The 26,167-nt window shown below is 61.5% G+C and carries 25 protein-coding genes; 12 read left to right on the forward strand and 13 right to left on the reverse strand.

Annotated features, from left to right (window positions below; translation table 11 throughout):
• Positions 1-231 precede the first annotated feature (231 nt).
• From M0D69_RS37795 to M0D69_RS37805, 3 genes are all read left to right on the forward strand, one after another.
• Positions 232-1,137, forward strand: a complete 906-nt coding sequence (locus M0D69_RS37795) for a LysR family transcriptional regulator (protein ID WP_301786914.1) — start codon at positions 232-234, stop codon at positions 1,135-1,137.
• A 411-nt stretch (positions 1,138-1,548) separates the two neighbouring features.
• Positions 1,549-2,796 carry an aconitase X catalytic domain-containing protein gene (locus tag M0D69_RS37800; RefSeq protein WP_301786915.1) on the forward strand — a complete coding sequence of 416 codons (1,248 nt, stop codon included), beginning with the start codon at positions 1,549-1,551 and terminating at the stop codon, positions 2,794-2,796.
• 34 nt (positions 2,797-2,830) lie between these two features.
• A complete protein-coding gene (locus tag M0D69_RS37805; RefSeq protein WP_301786937.1) occupies positions 2,831-3,256 on the forward strand; it encodes a DUF126 domain-containing protein in 426 nt (141 codons plus the stop codon).
• Between the two features lie 99 nt (positions 3,257-3,355).
• On the opposite strand, the gene fliD is transcribed toward M0D69_RS37805, so the two are convergent.
• Complete coding sequence (fliD, locus tag M0D69_RS37810; protein WP_301786916.1) at positions 3,356-4,855, reverse strand: flagellar filament capping protein FliD; 1,500 nt, start codon at positions 4,853-4,855, stop codon at positions 3,356-3,358.
• A gap of 393 nt (positions 4,856-5,248) precedes the next feature.
• Here fliD and M0D69_RS37815 point away from each other — a divergent pair, with 393 nt between their 5' ends.
• The 9 genes from M0D69_RS37815 (at position 5,249) to M0D69_RS37855 (ending at position 13,946) form a co-directional block, all read left to right on the forward strand.
• On the forward strand, positions 5,249-5,581 hold the full coding sequence (locus M0D69_RS37815; RefSeq protein ID WP_301786917.1) for a YXWGXW repeat-containing protein: 333 nt from the start codon (positions 5,249-5,251) through the stop codon (positions 5,579-5,581).
• A 232-nt stretch (positions 5,582-5,813) separates the two neighbouring features.
• Positions 5,814-6,389: an RNA polymerase sigma factor gene (locus M0D69_RS37820; protein WP_301786918.1), complete on the forward strand. Its 576-nt coding sequence runs from the start codon at positions 5,814-5,816 to the stop codon at positions 6,387-6,389.
• Positions 6,386-6,826 (forward strand): hypothetical protein, encoded by a 441-nt coding sequence (locus M0D69_RS37825; protein ID WP_301786919.1) that lies wholly within the window; start codon positions 6,386-6,388, stop codon positions 6,824-6,826. Before M0D69_RS37820 ends, M0D69_RS37825 begins: the two co-directional genes overlap by 4 nt.
• The gene (locus M0D69_RS37830; RefSeq protein WP_301786920.1) at positions 6,823-7,296 is read left to right on the forward strand and encodes a periplasmic heavy metal sensor; all 474 of its coding nucleotides are present in this window, start codon (positions 6,823-6,825) and stop codon (positions 7,294-7,296) included. The genes M0D69_RS37825 and M0D69_RS37830 overlap by 4 nt, the downstream gene beginning before the upstream one ends.
• Positions 7,297-7,371: 75 nt before the next feature.
• The gene (locus M0D69_RS37835) at positions 7,372-8,787 is read left to right on the forward strand and encodes a DUF1800 family protein (RefSeq protein ID WP_301786921.1); all 1,416 of its coding nucleotides are present in this window, start codon (positions 7,372-7,374) and stop codon (positions 8,785-8,787) included.
• 4 nt (positions 8,788-8,791) lie between these two features.
• Positions 8,792-9,940: a DUF1501 domain-containing protein gene (locus tag M0D69_RS37840; RefSeq protein WP_301786922.1), complete on the forward strand. Its 1,149-nt coding sequence runs from the start codon at positions 8,792-8,794 to the stop codon at positions 9,938-9,940.
• Between the two features lie 56 nt (positions 9,941-9,996).
• Positions 9,997-10,197, forward strand: a complete 201-nt coding sequence (locus tag M0D69_RS37845; RefSeq protein WP_301786923.1) for a YXWGXW repeat-containing protein — start codon at positions 9,997-9,999, stop codon at positions 10,195-10,197.
• A 78-nt stretch (positions 10,198-10,275) separates the two neighbouring features.
• Complete coding sequence (locus M0D69_RS37850; protein ID WP_301786924.1) at positions 10,276-10,542, forward strand: hypothetical protein; 267 nt, start codon at positions 10,276-10,278, stop codon at positions 10,540-10,542.
• Between the two features lie 356 nt (positions 10,543-10,898).
• Complete coding sequence (locus tag M0D69_RS37855; RefSeq protein WP_301786925.1) at positions 10,899-13,946, forward strand: PAS domain-containing protein; 3,048 nt, start codon at positions 10,899-10,901, stop codon at positions 13,944-13,946.
• Between the two features lie 53 nt (positions 13,947-13,999).
• Here the strand turns inward: M0D69_RS37855 and M0D69_RS37860 are convergent, their stop codons facing one another.
• The 12 genes from M0D69_RS37860 to M0D69_RS37915 all read right to left on the reverse strand — a co-directional run bounded on the left by M0D69_RS37860 (position 14,000) and on the right by M0D69_RS37915 (position 25,938).
• Positions 14,000-14,902: an SMP-30/gluconolactonase/LRE family protein gene (locus M0D69_RS37860; RefSeq protein WP_301786926.1), complete on the reverse strand. Its 903-nt coding sequence runs from the start codon at positions 14,900-14,902 to the stop codon at positions 14,000-14,002.
• 15 nt (positions 14,903-14,917) lie between these two features.
• Positions 14,918-15,868: a 3-hydroxyacyl-CoA dehydrogenase gene (locus tag M0D69_RS37865; protein WP_301786927.1), complete on the reverse strand. Its 951-nt coding sequence runs from the start codon at positions 15,866-15,868 to the stop codon at positions 14,918-14,920.
• A 19-nt stretch (positions 15,869-15,887) separates the two neighbouring features.
• Complete coding sequence (locus M0D69_RS37870; RefSeq protein ID WP_301786928.1) at positions 15,888-17,987, reverse strand: ABC transporter permease; 2,100 nt, start codon at positions 17,985-17,987, stop codon at positions 15,888-15,890.
• A 36-nt stretch (positions 17,988-18,023) separates the two neighbouring features.
• A complete protein-coding gene (locus tag M0D69_RS37875) occupies positions 18,024-19,574 on the reverse strand; it encodes a sugar ABC transporter ATP-binding protein (RefSeq protein ID WP_301786929.1) in 1,551 nt (516 codons plus the stop codon).
• A 17-nt stretch (positions 19,575-19,591) separates the two neighbouring features.
• A complete protein-coding gene (locus tag M0D69_RS37880) occupies positions 19,592-20,719 on the reverse strand; it encodes a sugar ABC transporter substrate-binding protein (protein ID WP_301786930.1) in 1,128 nt (375 codons plus the stop codon).
• Between the two features lie 57 nt (positions 20,720-20,776).
• A complete protein-coding gene (locus tag M0D69_RS37885) occupies positions 20,777-21,553 on the reverse strand; it encodes an N-acyl homoserine lactonase family protein (protein ID WP_301786931.1) in 777 nt (258 codons plus the stop codon).
• Positions 21,554-21,578: 25 nt separating this feature from the next.
• Complete coding sequence (locus M0D69_RS37890; RefSeq protein ID WP_301786932.1) at positions 21,579-22,511, reverse strand: 3-keto-5-aminohexanoate cleavage protein; 933 nt, start codon at positions 22,509-22,511, stop codon at positions 21,579-21,581.
• A 31-nt stretch (positions 22,512-22,542) separates the two neighbouring features.
• The gene (locus tag M0D69_RS37895) at positions 22,543-23,349 is read right to left on the reverse strand and encodes an SDR family oxidoreductase (protein ID WP_301786933.1); all 807 of its coding nucleotides are present in this window, start codon (positions 23,347-23,349) and stop codon (positions 22,543-22,545) included.
• A 37-nt stretch (positions 23,350-23,386) separates the two neighbouring features.
• On the reverse strand, positions 23,387-24,031 hold the full coding sequence (locus tag M0D69_RS37900) for a GntR family transcriptional regulator (protein ID WP_301786938.1): 645 nt from the start codon (positions 24,029-24,031) through the stop codon (positions 23,387-23,389).
• A gap of 343 nt (positions 24,032-24,374) precedes the next feature.
• The gene (locus M0D69_RS37905; protein ID WP_301786934.1) at positions 24,375-24,719 is read right to left on the reverse strand and encodes a hypothetical protein; all 345 of its coding nucleotides are present in this window, start codon (positions 24,717-24,719) and stop codon (positions 24,375-24,377) included.
• A 66-nt stretch (positions 24,720-24,785) separates the two neighbouring features.
• Entirely contained in the window at positions 24,786-25,202 is a 417-nt protein-coding gene (locus M0D69_RS37910; RefSeq protein ID WP_301786935.1) for a universal stress protein, read from the reverse strand.
• A 94-nt stretch (positions 25,203-25,296) separates the two neighbouring features.
• Positions 25,297-25,938 (reverse strand): lytic transglycosylase domain-containing protein, encoded by a 642-nt coding sequence (locus M0D69_RS37915; RefSeq protein ID WP_301786936.1) that lies wholly within the window; start codon positions 25,936-25,938, stop codon positions 25,297-25,299.
• Positions 25,939-26,167 lie beyond the last annotated feature (229 nt).

Raw genomic sequence — 26,167 nt, forward strand, 5'->3', positions numbered from 1 at the left:
AAGTGCCGCCACGCACAGTGGCTAATAGTGATAAATAGAATAACTAACTTAAACCAACCGCCAACCTGAGCAGCAGCACCCCAGCATCACCCCCGCCCCACGAGCGCCAGCAGACCCCGCCCAACCCCAAGTGCGAACGAAAACACAACAACAGAGTATCCTGCGCTTCGAGCCGGTAAATAATTTACCGATAGTTCCGTTCGACCAAGCCTTTAACCGTTTGAGGAATGCATGGAGCTGCGTCAACTCCGCTATTTCATTGCGGTAGCCGAAGAAATGAACATCACGCGAGCCGCCGCGCGCCTGCACATGACGCAGCCGCCACTCAGCAGACAACTCCAGCAGATCGAAGAAAGTGTCGGGCTACCGCTCTTCGAGCACGGTTCGCGGCCTTTGCGCCTCACCGAAGCGGGCCGCGTTTTCTACACGCAGGCGAAGCGCCTGGTCGATGAAAGCGACGAGCTCGTTCCGCTTACGCGCAGGCTCGCGCAACTGGCGCAACGCATTGTGATCGGCTTCGTGCCCTCCACGCTTTACGGCGCGCTGCCGCAAGTGATCCGCGCATTTCGCGAGGCCGCGCCGCAGATCGACCTGTCGCTGATCGAGATGTTCACGCTCGAACAACTCGGCGCATTAAAGGGCGGACGTATCGATGTCGGCTTTGGACGGCTGCGTTTCGACGATGTGCAACTGACACGCGAAGTACTTATCGAGGAACGGATGATCGCGGCGCTCCCGGAAGATCATCCGTTAGCGGCAGCTTCGGTGGAGTTGACGCTGGAGGATATTGCACGCGAGACGCTGATTGTCTATCCGAGTTCGCCGCGCCCGAGTTACGCGGACCAGCAACTCTCAGCACTGCGCGATCATGCGCTCGAACCGGCCGCCGTACACGAAGTGCGGGAGTTGCAGACAGCCCTCGGGCTGGTCGCGGCGCGAGTAGGTGTGTCGCTCGTGCCGGAGAGTGTCGACGGTTTGAGGGTACATGGCGTTGTCTACCGGCACTTGCCTGAACCAAGCCCCACGTCGCCGATCATCATGAGCCGACGCCTTCAGGACGAAGGCGAGACCACGGCCCTCTTCTGTTCCATCGCACGTGATCTGTACCGGCGCGGCCAGGCTTTTACAAACCGCTAACTACCGGGCTCAGGATAATCACGGGATAAAAAAAGTCCCATCCAGACTGGACGGGACTTAAGCGCGACGAAGATCACCGTCGTCGCGGGACACACCCTCGGAAGGGTGAGTACAGTGTCTTCGCATCCGCGCCGAAAGGAAATAACCCTGGCATCGATCTGACAAGATTTAACGATTTGCGCCGAGAAAAAATTTCCTGTTGGCGGCACTAAGAGATGCGCGGGATGCGCATTGAAATTTTTGTTTTTAGATTAATGACGCGTATGCCGGCAACTCAAAGCTAAGGAGGCTAAGGCGCGCTTTAGCCTTAGCAAATTCGCGACAAAACAATGCTACATTCCGGTCATGAAAGTGCCATCGCAACGGTGCAACAACCCGGCCGGCGCGGTGGCTTCCAACATAAGGAACGGCATGCTGGAACTGAATGAACGCGACCGGGCGATGCTCGGCGGTGACTTGGGCGCTGGTGTCGCACTGGCCATGCGCGTAGTGAGCCGCACAGCGAACGTGATGGATGCGCAAAAGCTGGTCGACGTATCGTCGGCGCATATAGACGGCTGCTTGTATCACGGCATAGCCAGCCTCGATTTCGTCGAGCGTTTTGTCGCAGACGGCACGAAGGTCTCGATACCCACCACCTTGAACGTCGGGTCGCTGGACCTGATTCATCCGGATCTCTTTCACGGCGATGCCGCGCTCGGCAAGTCGGCGAAACGTCTGATGGAAGCGCACCTCGAACTCGGTTGCGCACCGAGCTTTACTTGCGCGCCTTATCAACTCGAACACCGGCCAAAAGTCGGCGAACAGATTGCGTGGGCTGAGTCGAATGCCATCGTCTTCGCTAACTCCGTGCTCGGTGCACGGACGAACCGCTATGGCGACTTCCTCGATCTCGCGGCGGCAATCACAGGCCGTGCGCCTTACGCAGGTTTGCATGTCTCCGGAAATCGCGCAGCGCGGATCGTGTTTGAAGCGCCTGATTTCAGCGCGGTGCATGGCCGCGATATCTGGTTCGCCGCGCTGGGTTTCCTGGTCGGCAAGGAGGCCGGCACAATGGTTCCCGTCATCACCGGATTACCCGGCGACACCACGGAAGACGAGCTGAAAGCGCTCGGCGCCGCGGCGGCATCGAGTGGCGCCGTGGCCCTTTTCCACGCGGTCGGCATCACGCCTGAAGCGCCCACGCTCGATGCCGCGTTACAAGGTGCGGCGCCCGAACGCTCGGTTCGCGTTGTCATGGACGACCTCCGCGCAGTGCGCCGGATGTTGAATAGCGGGAACGCCGGCGACGCGCTGATTGCCGTTGCCCTCGGCACGCCCCACTTCTCCGTTGCTGAATTCATGACACTGCACGCGCTGCTTGCGCAATCCGACGCGCCGCTCCAGTGCGACTTCTACGTCAACACGAGCCGCTATATCCTGTGGCAACTGGAGGAGTCCGGTATTGCCAAAACGCTGGAAGCGAAGGGCATTCAGATTGTCGTGGATACCTGCACCTACATCACGCCGGTCATGAGAAACATGTCGGGTCTCGTCATGACCAACTCGGGCAAGTGGGCACATTACGCGCCGGCCAATATTGGCGTGAGCGTGGCTTATGGAAGCATGCACGAATGCGTGCGCTCGGCTATTGCCGGAAAGGTGTTATTCGATGAGTAAAGCTATCCGCATCGACAGGACCGTCACGGGCGTCATGCTCTCGCACGGAACCGCCTCCGGACCGCTCAAGCTGCTGCGGGCACCACTGAGTTTCTGGGGCGGTTACGACTCCGCCAATGGCGTGATTGTCGAGAAAACGCATCCGTGCTTTGGGCAAAGCCTGGCAGGCAGCGTGATGGTCATGCCGCGAGCCAAAGGCTCCAGTTCGAGCAGCAGCGTGCTCGCTGAAGCGATTCGGAATGGCACCGGTCCGGTTGGCATCATCCTGCGCGAACGTGACCTGATCATCGCAATCGGCGCGATCGTCGCGAGCGACCTGTACGCCATATACGTTCCCGTGGTCGCTCTTTCTGAAGTTGATTTCGATGCTGTCTGCACCGCCGAAGGCATCGTCCACATTCACGCACGCGCCGATCATGACGCAGCCAGCGTGACCTGGAGCGTACCCGCATCCGTCTAGACCCGGTCTTGCCACGCGCCATGCGTAAGCGCGCCGCATTTGAATGAACGGAGCGTTCTCACAGAATGCCCCGACGCCATTCCTGGCGTAACGCTTTCGTCACCCGCCCTTGCCGCTGGCCAGTGCCCCTGCACTATTGGCCCCGCCGAATAGCGCGGTCAGGTAGCCCGAATTGTTGCTCATATGCGCCATCAGCGTGTTGAGCGCGGTGAACTGCGCGCTATAGCTGTTCGTCAGTTGCGTGGCGTATGCGTCCAGCTTCGTCCCCTGGACCTTGATATTGTCGAGGTCCTTGTTGAGCGATGTCGTCTTCGTATCGAGGATGCCGCCTTTCTTGAGAAAGGTCGTCAGGCTCCTGTTCATCGCCGCCCCGATGCCGGTGGTCGAGTTGAACAACCCGTTGATGGTGCCGGGCTTGTTGGTCAACGCTGCGCCCAGCGCAGTTTCGTCGATCTTCAACGTTCCGTCCGGTTGCAGCGAGACACCGATCGACCCCAGGTTCGCCTGCCCCGCTCCCCCGCCCGTCGGAACGCCCTTGCCGATCGCACCGGCAAGCGAGTTCCTGACTGTGTTCATCATCGAGTCGCCTAGCAGAGGACCGCCTTGCGCGCCCTTGGGTTGCGACTTGTCGAAGGAAGTCAGCGACGCAGCCATGTTGATGAAGTTGCTATAGGCGGTGACGAATGCCTTGATCGATGTCTGCTGGGCGGACGCGTCGGACGTGACGTTCAGCATTTGCGTCGTCCCCACGGACTCGGAGGTCAGGTTGACCGACAGGCCCGCGATGGCCGATGTGACACTGTTGCTCGCGCTGCTGACCTGCGTGCCGGCAACCGTCAGCAAGGCATCCTTGCCGGCCGCGGTTTGCCTCCAGTTATCCGATGTCCCGATGGTCGTGTAGGGAGGCACGGTCTTGGCCGGATCGGCGGGATCGACGGTTGATGTGGATGAATTGACGTTGAGCTTCAATAACCCCGTGTTGTCGCCGGAACCGCTCGGCGTGACTTCGACCGAGATACCGTTCGCCACGCCCGTTGACGACGAGTGCAGAACGAGGTGCGCGCCATCCGTGCCCGTGATCACCGTCGCGCTCACGCCCGGATTGCGCGAGGCGGAATTGATCGCCGCGGCAATGCCGCTCGGCGTGTTGTTCGACGAGTCGATCTTGATCGACATGCTCGCGCCGCCGACCGAGAGTTTCAAGGTACCTGTACCGAGAGCTTCCTTGGCGCCGAACGAACCCGAAGTGAGGCTTTGCGACGTCGCGATGTTCGTGACCTGGATCGCATAGCTGCCTGGCGCAACGCCCTTGCCCGCCGTCGCCGTGATGCCCTTGCCGTCCGCTTTGGCAGTGACCGCGGACAGTGCCGTGCCATCTGAAAGTGTGGTGAGCGCGCTTTGCAGGAGCGACAACACGGATTTCAGCGACCCGACTGCGGTCAGTTGAGAGGTGCTGATCTTCTGCTTGGCGGTATTGGCTGCGTTTAATCCGGCTACCCGCGAGTTGACGAGAGCCGCGACAAGCGCTGGCACGTCGGTGTTCTTGCCGGTTGAGCCGTTGATTAGAGATTGCCCCGCAGACTTGATTGCGTCGGACATAGAAACTGGACCCCCATGGTTTAACGCGGATTGGGCCGATCAAAATCCAGCCTTCGCGCGTGATGGCGCCTATGTGACATCCGCAAGAAAGCCCTTTACGTTCGTTTTTAAGGGGCTTTCCTTCATTTGCGCGGTGCACCATCGAAAAGATCGACGGCAACAAAGCCGGTCTAAATATTACGATGAATTACATAATAATTACGAAAAGCTGACGAAATTCTTTAGATTTGTTTTCGTCACAAGAGGAGATCAGCGGTGGGTATTCACGAGCGCAACGTCCCATTGCGACTCACTCGGAAAAAACAAAAATTTGTGCGACGGATTTTCCGGTAGCTCGCGTTTAAGCACTCGACAGGCGCATGCTTCGAGCGTCTTACTACCCAGGGAATCGTGATGAAAACTCTAAAAGGACGGGCTACACCCACGTTCGCAATAAAGGCCGCTCTGGCCGCTATTGCCGCAGCGGCAACGCTCGCCAGCGTGCCGGCATTCGCGCAGACGGTCATCATCGCGCCGTCGCCGCCTCCGCCGATGCGCACGGAAGTCGTGCCCGTAGCGCGTCCTGGTTATGTGTGGGACGGCGGCCACTGGCGCTGGGCTGGCCGCGGCTACGAATGGGTGCCGGGCCACTGGCGGCCGGTACGGGTCGGCGCACATTGGGTGCCGGGGCACTGGGTGCAACGGGGACCGAACTGGCGATGGATCGAAGGTCACTGGGCTCGCTAAATCCGGCGAGGCTACGCTCAACTTTCTCCAGGCAAGGTGGACAACCATGCTTAAGACTTTAGTCGCCATCGCGTTCGCGGTTGCGGCGCTCTCTGCGTGCGTCGTTTATCCCGCGCGTCCGGCTTATTATCGGCCGGCGGTAGTCGTGTACTGAGTGCATTCCATATCGGCGCGCCAGGCCGCTGACGGCCACGGCGCAGGCTGTTGAACATGTGCGGCGAGATCAAACACATTGAAAGAAGAAGACCCGGACGCGGAGTTGCTGGCCCGTATCGATGGCAGGGAACCCGGAGCGGTTCGCGAGATGGTCGCGCGCAAACTGCCGCGGTTGCTCGCGCTCGCGACGCGGATGCTGGGAGACCGTGACGAGGCAAGCGACGTGGCACAGGAAGTGTTCGTACGGATCTGGAAACAGGCCTCGCGCTGGCAGCGCGGCCAGGCCCGCTTCGACACGTGGCTGCATCGCGTGGCGCTCAATTTATGTTATGACCGCTTGCGCCGCCGTCAGGAAGTGCCCCTGGGCGACGACCTGCCGGAGCCCGTCGATCAAGCCCCGCTACCGGAAGATCAACTCGACGAATCCGCGCGCAGCGAGCGCATTGCCGCGGCGCTCGCGGCGTTGCCCGCAAGCCAGCGCGAAGCCCTGGTGCTGCAGTACTACCAGGAACTGTCGAACGTCGAGGCCGCCGCCGCGATGGGCATTACCGTCGACGCGCTGGAAAGCCTGCTCTCGCGAGCACGCCGCACGCTACGCAGCCGTCTTGCCGGCGAACGCGGCGAGCAAGTCTTTGGAAAGGAACGCCGATGACCCCCGAACGTTTTCGCCGCCTCACCGAGGCCTATGGCGCCATGCCCGAGCACTGGCCGCTCGCCGAGCGCGCCGAAGCCAAAGCGCTGCTGGCTCAACGTGACCCGGCTGTATTGGCGGCGTTGGCCGAGGCCCGTTCGCTCGACCTGGTGCTGTCAAGGCATGACGTCGCTGCGCCGGAATCGGATTTGATCCGGCGCATCCTGGCGTCGGCGCCAGCGGCGTCGCTACGCCCGGCGCCTTCATGGAAACGGCCGAACTGGTGGATCTCGGGCGCGGGTCTCGTCGGCGTAGGCGTGGCAGGAATCGCGGCGGGCGTGCTGGCTATTTCGTTGACGGCCCCATTCTCCGGTTCGGGTGCGAACCCGCCGAGCCTCTTCGATCAAACCGGTGAAAGCACTGTGTTCAGCAACGCCTCGGACTGGAGCGATCAATGACCCTATCGACAACCAGGCTCAAGACCGTTCTGATCGTGTCTCTGGTACTCAACATATTCCTGCTCGGAACGATAGCGGGCGGGACGTACCGGTGGGTGGCGAAGCAGAAGGCCGACGTTGTTGCTCAGCAGCGCGGCTTGCGCTTCGCTGCTGCCGAATTGCCCGAGGCACGCCGCGGCCAGTTGCGCGAAGCGCTTCGGCAGACTCGGCGCGACAGCCTGCCGCTGATCATCAACGCTCGTTCGGGACGCCTCGATGTCGTGCAGGCGCTCGCTGCGCCGCAGTTCGATCGTGCCGCGCTCGATGCCGCGCTCGCCCGTACGCGCGAAGCCGATACGGCGGTGCGTGCGCGAGTCGAGGCAACGGTGGCCGATTTCGCGAATGCGCTGACGCCGGACGAACGGCTGAAACTCGTCGATGCGCTTCAGCAGCACGGTCCGTTGCATGTCGGTCCGCCGCCGAAAAAATAAACCTGCCTGACAGCGACGGATTCACGCGGCTCCCACCGTTCAAGAGACATGGCAACTTGATGCGTGGGAGCGACCATGGCCGACGTGAGATCCGTGACACCCGCCGCGATTGTATTGAATCGCTTCGGACTCGGCGCCCGTGCCGGCGAAGCGGCGCCGTCCGATCCGAAGCGCTGGCTGACGAGCCAGCTCGCTGGCGCAAGCTATCAAGCGATGCCGCCAGCGCTGGCGAACCAGCCGACGAGTAGTGCACTATCGGCCGAATTCGCCGAGCGCCAAAGCGCTATTCGCAATGCCGGCAACGACGACAAGCAGGTAGTTCGCAAGTCCTATAACGAGAAGCTCCGCGATACCTATCGTGCAGCCGTCAACGCACGTTTTCTGAGCGCGTTGCAAACGCCTACGCCGTTCGTCGAGCGGCTGGTGGTTTTCTGGTCCAACCATTTCGCGGTATCGGTGGAGAAACCGCCCGTCGCCATGCTCGCCGGTTCGTTCGAGACAGAAGCCATCCGCCCTCACGTGCTTGGCCGTTTCGAGGACATGCTGGTCGCGGTCGAACGTCATCCGGCCATGCAGATCTTCCTCGATCAGGCTCGCTCCGTCGGCCCCGACAGCCCGGCCGCCGAACGTGCCGCCGCGCGGAACCCCGAGCGCAAGCCCGGCCTGAACGAGAACCTTGCCCGCGAGATCATGGAGCTGCACACGCTCGGCGTGCGCAGCGGCTACGATCAAAACGACGTGACGGAGTTCGCCCGGGCGCTGACCGGCTGGAGCATCGGCGCGATGGGCGGCATGGGTGCGGGTGCGCAGCGCTATAACGCCACCGCGCCTGGACAATTCGTGTTCCGGCAGCAACTGCACGAGCCGGGAACACGCGCGATCATGAGCCGTCAATACGATCAGCCCGGCGAGCAGCAAGCACTTGCCGTGCTGCACGATCTCGCCACCTCGTCCGCGACCGCGCAACACATTGCGGACAAGCTCGCCCGTCATTTTGTTGCCGATACCCCGCCGCCGGCGCTGGTCGATCGCCTCGCCGGCGTATTCAGCGCGACGAACGGCGACCTGCCCAGTGTGTATCAGATGCTGATCGATTCACCCGAAGCATGGTCGCCAGTCGATGCGAAGTTCAAGACGCCGTGGGACTGGACCGTGTCGTCGCTGCGGGGACTCGGGCGCAACGATATCGGCAACATGCAGATCGCGCCCTTGCTGACGCAGCTCGGCCAGCCCGTGTGGCGGCCCGGATCGCCTGCGGGCTACGACGACATCGCCGCAAGCTGGGCCGCGCCCGATGCGCTCGTGCGTCGCGTCGAGATCGCCCAGCGTTTTGCGGCGCGTATAGGCGACACGCTCGATGCACGCACGCTCGGCAACCAGTTGCTGGCCGGTTCTCTAAGCGATGCTACGGCATCCGAACTATCTCGCGCAGAGAGCGCGCCGACCGCGCTCGCGCTACTGCTTGTTTCCCCTGATTTCCAAAGGAGATGACACGATGATCACGCGTCGGAATTTCTTGTGGTGCGCCGGTGCGGGCGTCGGCGCGATGCTGGTTGGGCCACGCATCGCGTTGGCTTCGGTGGAGTCGGAGCGGCGTTTTGTCTTCGTGATCCAGCGAGGTGCCGCCGATGGACTCAACATCGTGGTGCCTTACGCCGATCCTGCTTATGCAAGCCTGCGCGGGGCGCTGGCGATCGATCCGTCGAGCGCAACGAAGCTTGACGGGACGTTCGCGCTGCACCCGTCGCTAGTCGAGACCGCGAAGATGTATACAGCACAGCAGGCGTTGTTCGTGCACGCGGTTGCGTCTCCGTACCGCGACCGCTCGCACTTCGATGGCCAGAACGTGCTTGAAACCGGCGGCACCGCGCCTTATCAGGTCAAGGACGGCTGGCTGAACCGGCTGGTGTCGATGCTGCCTGCTTCCAAGGCCAATGCCATTGCGCTGGCGCCCACCGTGCCGCTGGCGTTGCGCGGGCATGCCGAGGTGACGTCGTACGCACCGTCCGCGCTGCCGCAAGCACCCGACGATCTGCTCGTGCGCGTCTCGCAACTTTATGCCGGCGACGCGCAGCTTCATGCGCTCTGGACCTCTGCGATGGACGCCCGCGGGCTCGCCGCCGATGCCGGCGCGCGTCAGGACCCGGCAAGTCTCGGCAAGCTCACAGCGAGCTTCCTGGGCCGCAGCGACGGCCCGCGTATCGCGATGATCGAGACGGGGGGATGGGATACGCACAGCGCGCAGAACCAGCGGCTGGGCGCGCAACTGAAGGCGCTCGACACGATGATGGCGTCCATGCGCGACGGCCTCAGTGAGCATTGGGCGAACACGACCGTCCTGGTCGCAACCGAGTTCGGGCGCATGGCGGCAGCGAACGGAACCGGAGGCACGGATCACGGCACGGCATCCGCCGCGATGCTGTTGGGAGGCGCCGTGCAAGGCGGCCGGATCCTGGCGGACTGGCCGGGGCTCGCGCCATCGGCGTTGTATCAGGGCAGGGATTTACGGCCGACGCTCGGGCTCGACAGCCTGATTGCCGCAGCAGCCGGGGAGACGTTCGGTCTCGATCCGGTCCGGGTCAGAACGACGCTGTTTTCGCAAAAGACCGCCAGCCCGATGCCGAGCCGGTTGCTCCGGACGTAATGGCGCAGCGGATAACAAACAGCAGCCTTTTTAATCTCGTCAGGGACAAACTAAAAATGAAACAACTATTCAGCGTTGCACTCCTGAGCGTGCTGCTAGCCGCTTGCGTAGTGGAACCCGCACGGCCGCCGCGGCCGGAACCGTTGGTAGAAGTCGTGCCGGTGCAGCCGGCTCCCGGTTACCACTGGGTGAAAGGCCATTACCGGTGGGAAGGAAATCAGTGGTTGTGGATCCGCGGGCATTGGGCGCCGAACTGATCTGGTCTCGGGGCAGTTCTGTCGGTCCAGCTCTTATTATTGTGCGACGCATCACATTCGACGGCTGCTGATCCGGCCGTGGAGAACATCGATCAAACCGGCACCAAAGCGCGCGCTCCAGAAACCAACGCTATCGTCGAGCGGCTTCACAAGACCATGCTCAACGAGTCCTGCGGCATCGCCTTCCGCGGGAAAACCATGACTCATTCCCGGCCCCTCAAGCCGATCTGGATACATGGATTGAACAGTACAACAATGACCGTGAACATCAGCGGCGACGGTGCTATGGCAAACCCGCTATGCGCACCTTCCTCGATTCACCCGAACTCGTCAGGGACAAACTGATCCCCCGCTGAGTCCTCTTGCTGAATCCGCTTACCAAACTTCGCCTCTCCGACTACCTGTCAGGTTGGGTCAGAACCAATACACATCGTCCGCTACTTACCGGATCTCGCATGGCCGTATGATTCACACCAATAAGCCGCCGGGTTCCAGATGCGGTTCAACTGGCTTGTCGATATACCGCGGCGTATTGTAATAGTCAGGCCTGCCGAAGGTGTTTTCTTCGGGATGCGCGTGCAAACCGAACTTGCATCTCGTCAACGGCAAGACGTTCGCGAAACAATGGCTTGGCACGCTCGCATTGAAATTCCGGCTGAAGGCGCAATTCCGCGTCAGGTAGAAATTTTCGTGGACAACGTATGAACGAATCCGCACGCGACGCCGCCACAGATGCGATTCTCAAAGAACTGCAACGGGAAAATGCCGCTCTGCGTCAGGACCGCGACAATCTGGAGCGGTTGGTGGCCGAGCGCAATGAACTCCTGCACCTGACCAGTTTTGCGCTCAACCAGGTGCGCGAAGCCGCCTATCTACTCGATGAAACCGGCCGCCTCGTCTATGTCAACGAGGAAGCCTGCCGGACGTTGGGATACAGCAATGCGGAACTGTTGCAGATGGGCGTGGCGGATATCGATCCGGACTGGACTGCCGACAGGTGGGACGAGGCATGGCCGGTGCTGCGCGAGCAGGGTTCGGTCGTCGTCGAGACCACGCATCGCCGCAAGGACGGCAGCCTGCTTCCTGTCCAGGTCAACGCCAGCCATTTCGAATACGGCGGTAAAGAGTACAACCTGGCGATCGCGCGCGATGTCACCGAGCGCGAGCGTGCAAAGCTCGCGCTACGGGAGAGCGAGCAGCGTTACCGGCAAGTCTTCGACAATGCTTCAGATGTGCTCTATCTGCTCGAAGTGATGCCGGAAGGACGCGTCCGCATGCTGGAGATCAACCCTGCGGGCGCACAATCGCTCGGTATCCCGAGGGCGGAATTGATCGGCAAGTTCATCGACGAAACGGTGCCGAAAGAGGCAGCCGAGGTCCTGGGCGAGAAATGCCGGCAATGTGTCCAGTCTGGCGTGGCTTGCGACGACAAACTGACGCTCGAGCTGCCCGGCGGCCGCCACTATTACCACTCGACCCTGATCCCCGTGCACGACGAGTCCGGACGCATTCACCGGATTGTCGGCATTGCGCGCGACATGACGGCCCACCATCGGACAGAATCGCTACTGACAGCCCAACTGGAACTCGAAGCGCAGTTTCGCAGGCTGGCGGAAAGCACGCTCGACGTTATCTGCCGCTATGACCGGCAATGCCGTCTGGTCTACGCGAATTCGGGGCTCGCAGCGACGCTGCATAAGCCCTTGCAGGATCTGCTGGGCAAGACACCGGCGGAACGTGATTCCGATGGCCGGTACGCGCAGTATCAGGCGTCGCTCGCGAGCGTCATCAGTACTGGCACGGAGCGTCATCTCGAAGTCATGGTGCCCGATGGCGGCAGTGGCACGCGCCATCATCACATCCGGATCATCCCTGAGCGCGGGTTGCAGGGCGAGATTGTGGGCGCGCTTGCGCTGGGACTCGACATCACCGAGCGCAAGGAGGCGGAGCAGCGGCTCTATGTGAGCGAACAGGCCTTCCGCGCCATCGTGGAGCATTCGCCTGACTATATTGCCCGCTATGATCTCCAATATCGCCGTGTGTACGCAAATCCCGCGCTACTGAATCTGATGCACCACCTGACTGGCCAGGTGCTCGGCACGACACCAACCGAGCTATCTGTGCTCGTCGACGTTCCCCAATATATGGACGCGTTGCAGCGCGCGGTCGGGACAGGCACCGAAGTGACCGGGGAGGTGCTGTTGCGCAGTGCCGAAGGCAGGATTCGGTGGGCACATATGCGGATGGTTCCCGAGTTTGCGCCCGACGGTACGGTTGCCAGCGTGCTCACCATCAGTCGCGACATTGACGAGCTGAAGCGAAGCGAGCAGCTCTTTCGTACCCTGACCGAGAATTTCCCGGACTTTATTGCCCGGTTCGACAGCGACGGCCGGTATCTCTACGCCAATCCCGCCGTCACCGCGGCGTACGGCCTGCCGCAGGAGGCTTTGATCGGCAAGCGGCCGAGCGAGCTTCCTACCAGCGACGCGGACCAGACCGAGCGTATTGAACAGGGTATCCACCGCGCGTTTCTTGAGGGGGAACCGAACGAAAGCGAAACGCGATGGCAAACCGTCGTAGAGGACATCCACATACTCGAGGTACGGCACGTTCCGGAGAAGGACTCCGGAGGCAAGGTCGTCAGCGTGCTGGGCATTGGGCGCGACATCACGAGACTGAGAACGACCGAACTGGCTTTGCGCGACAGCGAACGGGCCTTTCGCACGCTTTCGGAGAATGCGCCGGATGCCATTGTCCGGTATGACCGGAACTGCCGCCGTACCTATGTCAATCCGGAGTTCGTGCGCGTGAGCGGCGTCGCGGCCGAGAAGCTGCTGGGTGAACCTACGGACGTAATGGGTGCGACGAACGAAGTGACACGGCGGGTTTACGAGAAACTCAAGGAGATCATGGAAAGCGGCGTGGCGGCCAAATTCGAAGTGAACTGGATCCGGCACGGCGAGCCGAAGTGCTGGTATGCCCATGCTGTACCCGAGTACAACGCGGATGGGGTGGTCCAGAGTGTGTTGATTATCTGGCGCGATATCACCGAGCGCAAGGAAGCCGAGCAGCGTTTGAGCGAATCGTACGAGTTGCTGCGCGAACTCGCCTCACGGCGCGAAACGGCACGCGAGGATGAGCGCAAACGTATCGCCCGCGAGATGCACGACGAACTCGGCCAGCATCTGACCGCGCTTCGCATGGGTGTCTCGACCCTGCGCCTGCGGTTCGGCCATGACAATCCGGACCTCGGCGAGCACGTCCAGAAAATACTGCTCCTGTCCGACAAGACGATGCAGGTGCTACGCGACGTCGTGACCTCGCTGCGTCCTGCGGTGCTCGACGCGGGTATCTCCGCGGCGCTCGAGTGGCTGGCCGCCGAATTTTCGCAGAATGGCCAGACGATTTGCCGCCTGAGCGTGCCGGCAGAGAGTCCGGAGCTTGCCGAGGAACGGGCCGTTGCGATGTTCCGGATCGTCCAGGAGGCGCTCACCAATGTCGCGCGACATGCCAATGCCCAGCAGGTGTTCGTTACGCTGGAGCAGACGGACGACGACTGTCTGCTGGAAGTGCGCGATGACGGCCTCGGGTTTGATCCAGTGGCCATCCGCAAGAAATCCTTTGGCTTGGCGGGTATGAAGGAGCGCGTGTTGATGCTGGGTGGCGCGCTTGACGTCGCCAGTTCGCCGGGTCACGGTACCTCCATCAAGGTACGCGTGCCGTTCGTCAGTGCTGTTGACTTGTCTTGATCCGTGTCGGCTTCGGAGCCCTGTCATGACAGGGGGCGAATGGCATTGCGCCCTTAGCCGGCAAATCGCGGCTCCGGCAGGCCCTTTGCCCCCAGTCCGGTTATTGCAAACAAACCGCCCTTATCGCGCTCCTTCTGCGGAATGCCCCACATCGGCCGCCCCATGGTCGTGACAAACAGAATGTCCAGATTCGGACCACCGAATATCACGCTCGTCAGGTTCCGCACAGGAAACTCCACCACGCGGTCGAGCATACCGTCCGGTGCGAATCGCAATATCCGTCCGCCGAAAACAAGCGCCGACCAGACATATCCTTCAGCATCGACTGTTGCGCCGTCGAAGGTGCCCGCCCTATCCCGCGCCGATGCAAACACGCGCCGGTTCGCCACTGCGCCCGTCTCGATGTCGTAGTCGTATGCGTACATCTGCCTGTCATAGGTATCGGTGAAATAGAACGTGCGATTGTCCGGGCTCCAGCATGGACCGTTAGAACAACTGATACCGCCATCCAGACGCGTCACCGAGCCGTCCGTATCAAGCCGGTATAAAGCACCGCTTCGGCTCGAACGCTGTCCCCGATCGGCGTCGTAACGGTCGAAGTCATACGCCATCGTGCCCGCGATAAACCGCCCTCGGCGGTCCACCTTGCCGTCGTTGAAACGCGTCTCCGGGTCGTCGCTTTCCGGGTCTGCAATGAGCTTGACCGTCTGCGTCTCGAAGTCGTAGAAGTGCAGGCCGTTCGCGAGTGCAACCACCGCACCGCCGCGCTCGCGCAACGCCATCGAACCGATATGACGGGGCACGAAATAGCGCCTCACGTCGCTGCCGTCGCCGCGGCAACTGCTGATCTCGGCAGCGGTGCTGTCGATCCAGTAAAGACGCTGCTCCTTCACATCCCACAGCGGCCCTTCGCCAAGATGATTGTTGGCATCGACGATCAAGCGGGTTTCGATCATGGCTGTCTCCGGTTATCAACGCTTGTCATCGTCGGACTCTGACGTCGCGCGGCGATGCGCGAGCAATGCCATCAGCCGCCGGTCGCGCCAGCGGCTACGGCTTTCTATATCGTCGAGTGGCAACACGGCGCGGCGCTCGGCATCGAGTCTTGCAATGCTGTCAGGCGACCAGTCGAACGGCACGCTGTCTTTCGCAAAGGAGCGGTACATCGCGCCATAACGCGCCGCGTAATCCGCCACGCCACCGGGCGCATTCAGGTCGATGGTCTCGAACGGCCCCATGAACGACCAGCGCAGGCCGAGGCCGTCGCGCATCACGGTGTCGAGATCGGCGGCGCTCGCGTAGCCTCGTGCGTAGAGGCTCAGTGCTTCGTCAAGCAATACGCCTTGCAGGCGGTTCAGCAGGAAACCCGGTATCTCGCGCGCAACGGTCACAGGCTCCTGACCCGCCTCTTTGTATAGCGCACGCGCACGGGCCAGCGTCTCCGGCGTCGTCCAAGGGGCGCCGCATAATTCGACCAGCGGCACGAGCGAAGGAGGATTCACCGGGTGTGCCACGAGGCAGCGCGCGCGGCCTCCAAGGGTTTCGGTGAACGTGGAAGCAGGCAAGCCCGAGGTCGAACTGGCCAGCAGCGTGTCGGGGCGCGTCAGCTTGTCCAGTTCGGCGAATAGCGTGCGCTTGACCTCCACGATCTCCGCAATGTTCTCCTGCACCAGATCGACGTCATGCACCGCGTCCGCGAGTTTTTCACATGCGGTCACGCGCGATACGATATGTTCTTCAGGCTCGTCGATCAGCCCGTATTTGCCGAGATCCGAGACGCTGCGGCGGATAGAAGGAATCGCGCCGTCGAGCATCGCGCGCTCGGCGTCGTGAAGCCTGACCTCGAAACCCGCGCGCGCAAACACAATCGCCCACGCGCGGCCGATACGCCCCGATCCGATCACTGCTATGCGTCTGTTCATGGTACGGCTCCATCGACGATCAAGCTTTTTTGTCGCGCAACGTAATCACCGCGGCCAGTACGACCAGCCCGTTGATGATGTCGCGCACGGCTGGCGGCACGGTGGTGCCGGCGAGTAGCGTCCCCAGCGCGGTCAACAGCAACGCACCGCCGAACACACCCAGATAATGACCTCGGCCACCGGTGATCAATGCACCACCGACAACCACGACCGCGATAGAAGGCAGCAGATAAGGATCGCCCATGCCGAGAAACGCCTGGTTGCTGAAGCCGGCAAGCAACAGGCCCACCACAGCCGAACACAAACCAGAGAGGCAATACACAGCTATCAACGTTGCACCCACGCGCACGCCTGAGAGCTTCGCCGCAACCTGCGAATTGCCGACGGCATAGATGCGTCGTCCGAAGGCCGTGCGATGCAGCAACAGCAACGCGAGCGCGAGGAACAGCGGCACGCACCACGCGGCAAGCGACAACGGACCGAAGCGCTCGTTTGTGAAACTGCTGATGGCCGAGGGCGCCCAGCCCTGCGGCGAACCGTTGCAATAGATCAGCGTGATGCCCTGCAACAAGCCATTGGCCGCCAGCGTAACCACAATGGGCGGCAAGCCCAGCACCACGACCCCGACGCCGTTGAACACGCCTACAGCCAAGCCTGCGCCAAGCACCAGCGGCACGGCCCACGCTGCGGCTTCGTTGACGCCATGCGTTAGCCCGGTCAGCAACACGCCTGATAGCGTGATGAGCCACGGCACCGAAAGATCAAGCCCACCCGTGAGAATCACTGCGCCTTGCCCGAGTCCTAATATGGCCAGGAACAAGGTGAGCGTCAGCAGGCTGGTATAGAAATTGGCGCTTGCGAGGACACCCGGACCATAGACCACGCCCGTGATCGCGATCACCGCGAAGAACAGCAGATACGCCGGCACCACGTACTTGACCCATTCGCGATTGCGTTCAATCCAGTCGCCAATCAAGTGGCCCTTGAGTTCGGTGTTTTCTATCGGCCGGAAGTCGTCTACTTCGAACTTTACGCGCCGTGCTCCCTGATCATTGCGTGCGCGGGTTCCTGTTCGCCACGCGGTGAGCCATCGCCCGGCGTATCGCGCGCAGTGATGCGCCGCTGACTGCTTGCCTATCGATGACCCTAGCACGGCCAGGATCAGGATCACCGCTTCAGCAATGGTCGTAAAGAACGCGGACACGTTCAGCACGAGCAGGATGTTCACCGTGATCATCAGGGTCATCGCGGCGAATACCGTGCCCACGCAGCCGCCTCGTCCGCCACCGAGCCAGGTGCCGCCCAGCACGACGGCTGTGAACATGGAGAGCAGCAACGGCCGGCCCACGAGCGGATCGGCGGAACCGGTCTGCGCCGACACATACAAGCCCGCTGCCGCGTAGAACATCCCGGCAAGCGCATAGGTCGCGATCCGGTAGCCTCTTACGGGCATGCCGTTCGCGTAGGCGCCGTCGGGATCGCTGCCGAGCGCATAGAGGCCCACGCCGAAGCGCGTGCGTTTGGCGAAGGTCCACACAAGCAGCGCGGCGACGAGCACGGCGGCTGACATGGGGACTTTATCGGGTATGAGATCGGAGGTGATGAAACCGCCGAACTGATCGCCGATGCTGCCGCCCGGCTTGTTCTGGATCAGCAGCGTCAAGCCCTGCACCATGAACATGGTGGCGAGCGTGACCACGATCGACTGCAGCCGGAACCACGCGATCAACGCACCATTGATCAGCCCGATACCGCCGCCTATGGCGATGATCAGCGCAACGCCACCCCACTGTTCAATCGGCGTGCCCTGCACGAAACGCACCGCGAGCACGTTGGACAACGACACCACCGCCGACGCCGACAAGTCGAAACCGCCGCTCAGCACCACGATGGTCTGCCCGATCGCCGCAAGCGCGAGTGTCGCGCTGCTGGAGATCACGGAGCCGACGTCATACAGTCCGACCGGCGTGGCGGACAGCGACACCCACGCGATCATCATCGCGAGCAGTGCGCCGATCGCGATGATCAGTCCACGGTAATGATCCATGCGCGCCCGCAAACCGACGTGCGCACCGGGCCGCACGATCTCGCTGTCAGGCGACGCAATTGCAATTTTCATGATCGACACCTCTGATTTCTTGAATGCCTCAGTGCCCTAGCTTGAAAGCATCTTGCGCATCACGTTCTCTTCAGTGAGCGCCTCGCCGGCCAGCTCTGCGACATTGCGCCCGCGATACACCACCGAAACCCGATCGCATACATTGACCAGTTCCGGTACGTCGGTGGAATAGAACAACACGGAACCGCCGGCCGCCGCGAACGCGCGCATCAGCGCGAAGATCTGGTGCTTGGTGCCTACGTCGATACCGCGCGTCGGGTCGAACATCAGCCAAACGCGGCTTTGCGTCAGGAGCCATTTCGCCATGGCTATCTTCTGCTGGTTGCCGCCCGAAAACGACAGGCATGGTTTATAGACTGCACGCGGGTTGACTTCCATCTGTGCCAGCGCGCGCTCGATGGCCGCCTGCTCGCGTTTCCTGTCGATCAGGCCGAAACGCGAGAAGCGCTTGATGACCGGCAGCGAGACGTTTTCTCCGCCAGGCAGGCGCAGGAACAAACCCTCCGTCTTGCGATCTTCGGGCAGGAAGCTCGTCGATACCCCGGCCTTGAGCGAATCGGCAGTCGAGGTCAGCGTCACCGGTTTTCCATCGATGAAGATCTGCCCTTCATCGATAAACTCGGCGCCGAACAGCGCCTCGAAAATCTGGCGTTGCCCCATGCCTTGCAACGCCGCGATGCCATGCACTTCGCCCGCCTTGAGCGTGAGGTCGAAGTCATTCACCACGCCGTCCACCTTGATGCCGCGCGCTTCCATCGCGGGCGTTTGAAGTGCCGCAGGTGTCGCGACCTTCGGCGGATATTTCGTGTCCATCGAGCGGCCGATCACGAGACGGATGACATCATCGTCCGAGATCGCGGCGGTATCGAAAGCGCCTACGTCACGGCCGTTTCTATACACCGTGAGGCTGTCGCAGAACTCACGCACCTCCTGCATCCGGTGCGTGATGAAAACAAAGGTCACGCCACGCGCCTTCAACTCTTCAATCCGCCGCGCCAGCCACACGACATCGCGGCCCGATAGCGCGGACGTGGGTTCATCGAGCAGCAGCACTTCGGGCTGGCGGACCAGCGCCTTCGCAATCTCGACCTTCTGGCGCACGGGCAAAGCGAGATCGCGGATGTATGCACCGGGGCGGATATCGCCGAGTTCAAGCCGGTCGAGCCACTCCGCCGCCTGTCGTTGCGATTCCCGCTTCTTGATGCGGCCGAACCAGCCGGTCGGCTCGTACGCCATCAGCAGGTTCTGCGCGACGGTCAGGTCGCGAACGAGCGTCATCTCCTGGAACGCCGTCTGCACCCCCGCGCGATGCGCGTCCTTCGGACCGCGCATGCTCACATTGCGGCCCATGATCGAGATGCTGCCCGCATCCGGCTGCATGAGGCCGGACAACAGCTTGACGGTCGTCGACTTGCCCGCGCCGTTCTCGCCTAGCAGCGCGTGAACGGCGCCGCGCCTGACGCGGAACGACGCGTTGTCGAGCGCGACAGTGGCGCCGAACCGCTTGGTGACCTTCGAGAGATCGAGCGCCCATTCGCTTGTGCTGCTCGTGCTGCTGGTCATCGTCTCTGTCCCCGCGCTCGACATGGCGTGCTCCTTTAGCTTTAGTCCGGCTTGCCGGTCAGCGCCGCGTTAAAGCCAACCTCGGTGGTCTCTGCCGAATAGATGTCCGCGAACCAGCCCGGCGGCACCTTGTCCGGCATAAAAGCGGTACAACCGTCCTTCAGCTCTTCGATGGAACCGGTCTTGCACAGCTTCGATTGCGACGTCTCCACCAGCGGCAGCTTGAGCGTCACGTGCGCCGGGAAATCCTTGCCGTCGAGCTTGTCCACGGCCAGCTTCAGCGCCAGCGCACCCGAGTACGGCGGTGAACCATACGAGATCGAACGGTAGCCGATCGAGCGATATGCACCGTCGCCCTTGACCGTGCCCGGCGGCAACATCTGCACGCGGTGACCATTCGACGACTCGCCTGCGCACGGCTTGATCTTGTCGTCGGCTATACCGGCGTCGAGCTGCATGGACGCCGCCGTGAAGCAGCCCACCTGCATCCACAGGCCATCGATCTTGTCCCAGCTATTGGTGGCAAGGATCTTCGACAACTCCGTCTTGGCCGTTGCCTGACTCCACATGCCCGTGCCTTCCGCCACGATCTTGATGCCCGGATACTTCGCGAACACGGCCTTTGCGGCCTCAGTGCGCGCCCGATCCACGGAAGTGCCCGGCACGCCGTTGATCAGCACAATGTTGCCCTTGCCGTTGATGGTCTTCGCAAGCCATTCAGCGGTGACGGTGCCGGCCTGCTTCTGGTCGATCGTCACGTTGTGGGCGCACGGCTCGGTGACTTCACCGTCATACGCTGCAACCACCACACCCTTCGAACAGGCGTTCTTGATGGCGCGATTCAACGCGGTCGGCGAGATCGGGTAGATCACGATGGCTTTCGCGCCGGCCTGGACCATCGAGTTGATCTGCTGGATCTGTTTCTGCGCGTCGGTGCCGGCGACCTGCACTTCCAGGTCGACCTTGTCCTTCAGTCCGGGCGTCGCGGCCATGGCCTTGACCATGTTGGCGGCTTCCGTTTGCCAGTCGTTACCGACATAACTCATCGATAGGAAAATCTTGTATTTGCCAGCCGCCGACGCTGGGCCTGAGACTGCCAGCGTCGCGAGAAGCGTGGCGCCGAGCGCGAGCCGAGCCCCCCGACGGATGGTGTTCGTCAGTGCGTTCATGTCTTCCTCCGATCCTGCGTATGGTCATATGAGTCGGTACGTTTAATGCTTGTAGTACTAACTTTCCACGTGCTTGAGCCGTGCACTTGCCGGCAGCTGAATGCCTGCCGAGCCGGCCACGACGTTAGGGTCATGCCCGGGAATAACGAAGTCTGCGAGCTGCCGGATCCGTTTGAGCGAAGCCAGTTCGGCCGCGGTTTCGTGAACAATGCCGACCGGCACGAGATCGACAATATTCTCCATGCAGCTTGCACAGTCGCCGGCAATCAGGACCACGCCATCGGCTGTATCGACTGCTACCGACTGATGGCCCGGTGTGTGTCCCGGCGTTGGCACAACGCGCACGCCGGGCGCGATATCGGCTACGCCGTGAACGAATTGCCAGCGGAAATAAGCCAGCGGTTCGCGACCGATCAGGAACTCCTGATAGAACGTGGACTGCGTCGGCAAGGGCCGGCCGGCATATTCCCATTCGCTCGCCTGCACCACGAAACGCGCGTTCTTAAAGAGCGTGTTGCCGCCGGAATGGTCGTAATGCAAATGCGTGTTGATGACAATATCGACGTCGTCCGCATTCCAGCCCACGTACTCCTTGAGCGCGCGTTCAAGCCGCTCCTCCGGTGCCTGCTCGCATGGGCAGACGAAGCTCGACACCCAGCCCGGATCGTGAATCCCGGTATCTACAACAATCTTCTTGTCACCGCCTACAATTGCCGTCGACCATACAGGCACCTTGATCTGCTGGCCGTAATAACGGCCATATATCTGCGATGAACGGTCCACGCTCAGCCAGCCCGTAGGCATCGCGACGACTTTGAGTTTCGACACGGTCACGATGGTCTCCATCGTCAGGGGTTGTTTAGAAATTCGTGTTGTCCGCGCCCTTGAGCCCGAGCATGGCGCGCGCTTCGTCCGGAGTCGCGATATCGAGCGAAAGACCCTCTATCACCTGCCGGATCTTCACGACTTGCGCCGCGCTCGATTCGGCGAGCTTGCCCGCTTCTATCCAGAGCGAATCTTCCAGCCCGACCCGCACGTTCGAACCCTGCGCCACGCCCAGCGTCGCGAGAGGAATCTGGTTGCGGCCGGCGCCGAGGATCGACCAGACGTAGTCACTTCCGAACAGGCGATCGGCGGTGCGGCGCATGTGCATCAGGTCTTCCGGATGCGGCCCGATACCGCCGAGCAAGCCGAACACGCTCTGCACGAAGAACGGCGGTTTCGCGAGACCACGGTCCACGAAATGCGCCAGGTTGTACAAGTGCGAGATGTCGTAGCACTCGTACTCGAAACGCGTACCGTTCGCGCCGCATGACGTGAGGATGTATTCGATGTCCTTGAACGTGTTCTTGAAGATCAGGTCGCGGCTGTTGGCCAGGTGCTGGCGCTCCCAGTCGTGCTTGAATTCCTTGAAGCGGTCGAGCATCGGATAGAGACCGAAGTTCATCGAACCCATGTTCAGCGACGCCACCTCCGGCTTGAAGAAATGAGCCGGTTTCAAGCGTTCCTCCACCGTCATGTGCGGACTGCCGCCGCTCGTGATGTTGATCACTGCATCGGTCTCGGCCTTGATGCGCGGCAGGAACTGCTGGAACACGGTGGGGTCTTGCGTGGGCCGGCCGTCGTTGGGATCGCGTGCGTGCAGATGCAGGATTGCGGCACCTGCCTTGGCTGCGGCCAGCGCCGCATCACCTATCTCCTGAGGCGTGACCGGCAGATACGGCGACATCGAAGGTGTATGGATCGCGCCCGTGGGCGCGCAGGTAATGATGACTTTGCGCTTCGTTGCCATGCCGTAAGCCCTCGTCAGATAAGAAAAGCGTTCAGAGCACTTCGACGTTGCCGCACACCGAGATAGCCTGCCCCGAAATGCCGCTGCCTCCCGGCGAGCACAGGAACAGCGCGGTCGCCGCGATTTCTTCCGGCGTGGTCATGCGGCGCAACGATATTTTCGCGAGATAGTCCCTCTCCATCTGCTCGTAGGAGAGGCCCAGTTGCTCGGCGCGCGCGGCGATCACGCGTTCGATGCGTGGCCCCTTCACAATGCCCGGCTGAATCGCATTGACGCGAATGTTGTCCGGCCCCAGCTCGATCGCGAGGCTCTTGATGAGGCCGACGACGGCCCACTTGGTCGCTGAATACGGCGTGCGGTACGCGTACCCAAGCCGTCCCGCCACCGACGACAACGCAATGATCGAACCGCCATCGCGCGCCTTTCGCAATAAGGGCACTGCACGACGTGCAAAGTAGAACTGAGCATTGAGATTCACATCGACGGTCTGTTCCCAGTCACCGGCATCCATCTCATCGATACCGCCCGTCGGTCCCGCTATCCCCGCGTTGTTGATCAGTACGTCGAGGCCACCTAACTGCGCGTTGACGTCGTCGAATACGCGGTCGACCGCCGTGCGGTCCGACACATCTGCAAGCGACGTGGTGATCGCGTTCATCTCGGCGCTTTGTTCGGCTTCGTTGAGCGCGTCGATAGCTTGCTGGCTCACATCGCAGACATGCACCCGCGAACCGGCATCGATGAAAGCACGCGCGATCACGAGACCGATACCCGACGCGCCGCCCGTAACCAGCACGCGCAACCCCGCGTGCGGTTTCAACATTTGTAGAACCGTCATGCTTGTCTCCGTTGTTTTTCGAGCGGCCGGCTCAGCCTCAGGCTCTTGCCGCTTCCCTGCTCTGCAAGCGTTCCTGCAAGTCCGCCGCGGCACCGCCGATGTCTTCTTCAATGCCCGCCCGAGCGCCTTCTCCGTCGCCCTTCCAGAGTGCGTCGACGATCTTGCGGTGCGCCGCCATCGACAACCGCATATGCGGAATATCCGGTGCCACGAGGTTCAAAAATGGGCCGATTCGCATCCAGAGATTCTGGATCGTGGCGAGCGTCAGGTCGCTTGCGCCGTGCGTATAGATTGCTATATGGAATTCGAAATTGCTGCGCAGGTAGGCGGGTACATCGCCGGCTTCCACGTGGGCGTCCATTGCGTCGAAGACGGCTTGCAGCGCGCTCAGATGGTCCTTGGTCATCCGCGATGCCGCTCGCTTCGCCACGCAACCTTCCAGGGCGATCCGCACGTCGCGCAGCTCTTCGAGCAGGTCGAGCGTCATGGGCGGCACCATCAGCGCGCGGCCTGGACCGTCGATCAACGCGCCCTCAGCTTGCAGCCGCGTAAGCGCGGCGCGCACCGGCATGGTCGACGAACCGACTGCCTCGGCCACGCCGCGCAAGCTCAGAGCCTGACCCGGGGCAAAGCGCCCCGTCATGATCGCCTCGCGTAACTGCGCGTAGACACGGCCTGCCATGGTCTCGCGCCCCACCAGCTCGAGCGGCAGCGCATCCGAGGTCGTTTCACGTGGTGTCAATTAAACAACTCCTTACGAGATGTGTGACCTGTGATCACACAATAAGAGGAAGTTTGGTGCGCCTGCGGGTCTGAGTCAACCTCGACGTACTAGGGGAAAACGCGAGGCGTGCGGAGACGCGTGGGGGACGTCTCTGCCTTGCTCGCATCGCATGCGTGGAGCGGCAGCGCCATAACATCCGCCACGTCAAAACCATGGTCGTGATGCCGCGGGTGAAAGTCGGGATGGTGTTGCCGTTTGGGGGTTGATCTGCTTGGCGTTGGGAGCGGTTGGGAACGTCCCTTTATAGTCCCACGGCAGCCGGATTCATTTCGATGTGCAGAACCACAAGCCACAGCTTCGGGCAATCAGGTGCAATCTTGAGCGCCGGGTTGGTCTTGTCCACGGGCGTAATGCACCCCTTCTCGCGTGCCAGCAAATATGCCCGCCGTGCATCCGCCTGCAGCCACATGCTTACCAGACCGCACGTCAGGAAACTGAATACCGTTGTTATAAGACTCGGAGCACTTGGGTCCAACTGCTGAACCACATAAGCGAATGCAGTAGTCAGCACCTGGTTCGCGACGATCGCGACGCAAACCACCTTCGCCATGCCTCTGATCCGCATGGCCGTATGAAGCTTCAACACGATTGTGTACTCTTGACTGAACGCCAGTAAAAATTGAATTGTTGATCGCCATAGCCACTGGCACTACTAGTGAATCATCGTGACCGGCGTTTGCGTGCTCCGCCACAACCTGGTCATCACCCACCATCGCCTCATGAAACCCAGGTGGCTGCCGTCGACCAGGACAATATCCGAGCGTTTTTCAGCCGCACGCGCAGCGATCGTTCCCGCCACCGGCCCAAATACACGCGACCAGTGATACGGAACCCCCGCGTCTTCCAGAATGGCGCGAGTCTGAACCAGCGCACTCAACATCGCGCGCTTTTCCTGCAAGCGCAGCGTGCCGCGAGAATGAAACGCACTCGCCCGCCCCTGGTCCGGAGGTTCAAGCACCTCCATCAACTCGACCTCGGACACGCAGTGCTCGGCAAAAAGAAATGCGGCATGCCGCGCGGCCTGAAGCGCGCCATCCTTGTTTATCACCGGTATGAGCACCCGTAACATAAGTTTCCCCGATTCATCAATGACTACAACTTGATTACAGCAGACGCAGTGTTAAACATGAGCAGTGTTTCGGGCGTATTGCGTAAAAATTGTGTCAAGGCGACCGAACCAGCGCGACTTTGAGGGCATTTTCCGGGGGCGTGTGCAGGCTGGCCGAGAACTGTCGCATGTGAAAAGCCACGCGTTGCGCATAACCTTTGCCACCGCCGCTGTATCGTTTGAGCGCCGCCCCGAGGTCGCCGCCCGACGCGTCAAGATATTCACGCAGGATTGACGATCCTATCCGCACGTTCTCGGCGGGCTCCGTCAGATCCTTGCCCGATGCCACCACCTGCGGATGGGCAGTCGGCAGGATCTGCATGAGCCCTTCGGCACCGGCGACGCTGACCGCCTGCCGGTCGAACCCCGACTCGGTCGCGATCATCGCAAGCAAAAGCACTGGCGACACCGCATATTCGTTTGCCGCGCTGAGCACCGCTTGCGCAATCAGCGTTGCCTCCCGGCGCGCTACTCGAAACTGCTGCCATAACACCGCGGCTACGTTCGCGACTTGCGGCGATTCGCTGGGCGTGGATTCGATACTTGTCGTTATCTGTCCGATGGGCGCAGGCTGCTCGTCGGTTGCATAGGCCGCGTTTGCGGCCATGACCGAAAGCGCGCAGAGGGCAAATGTCGCGCGCAACCGTCGCTTTGATGCACTTAGTACGCGTGCCGCCAGTACCTGGTTTTCATGCATCACGGTCTCTTGTCGTTAGCGTCCAGGAAGGCTACGCTGCCTGGCGTATCGATCGGGATAAAAGCTGACCGTGTGGTGTTAATAACGCGTTAAGATTTCGTTCGCACTCGGGGTTGGACGGGGTTTGTCGGTGCTCGTGGGACCGGGTCGGTGACGGGTTTCTGCTGCTTAGGTCTGCGGTCGTTATATGTTAGTTATTCTATTTATCACTATTAGCCACTGTGCGTGG

It is taken from the genome of Caballeronia sp. SEWSISQ10-4 2, from assembly GCF_030464885.1.
GTDB lineage: Bacteria > Pseudomonadota > Gammaproteobacteria > Burkholderiales > Burkholderiaceae > Caballeronia.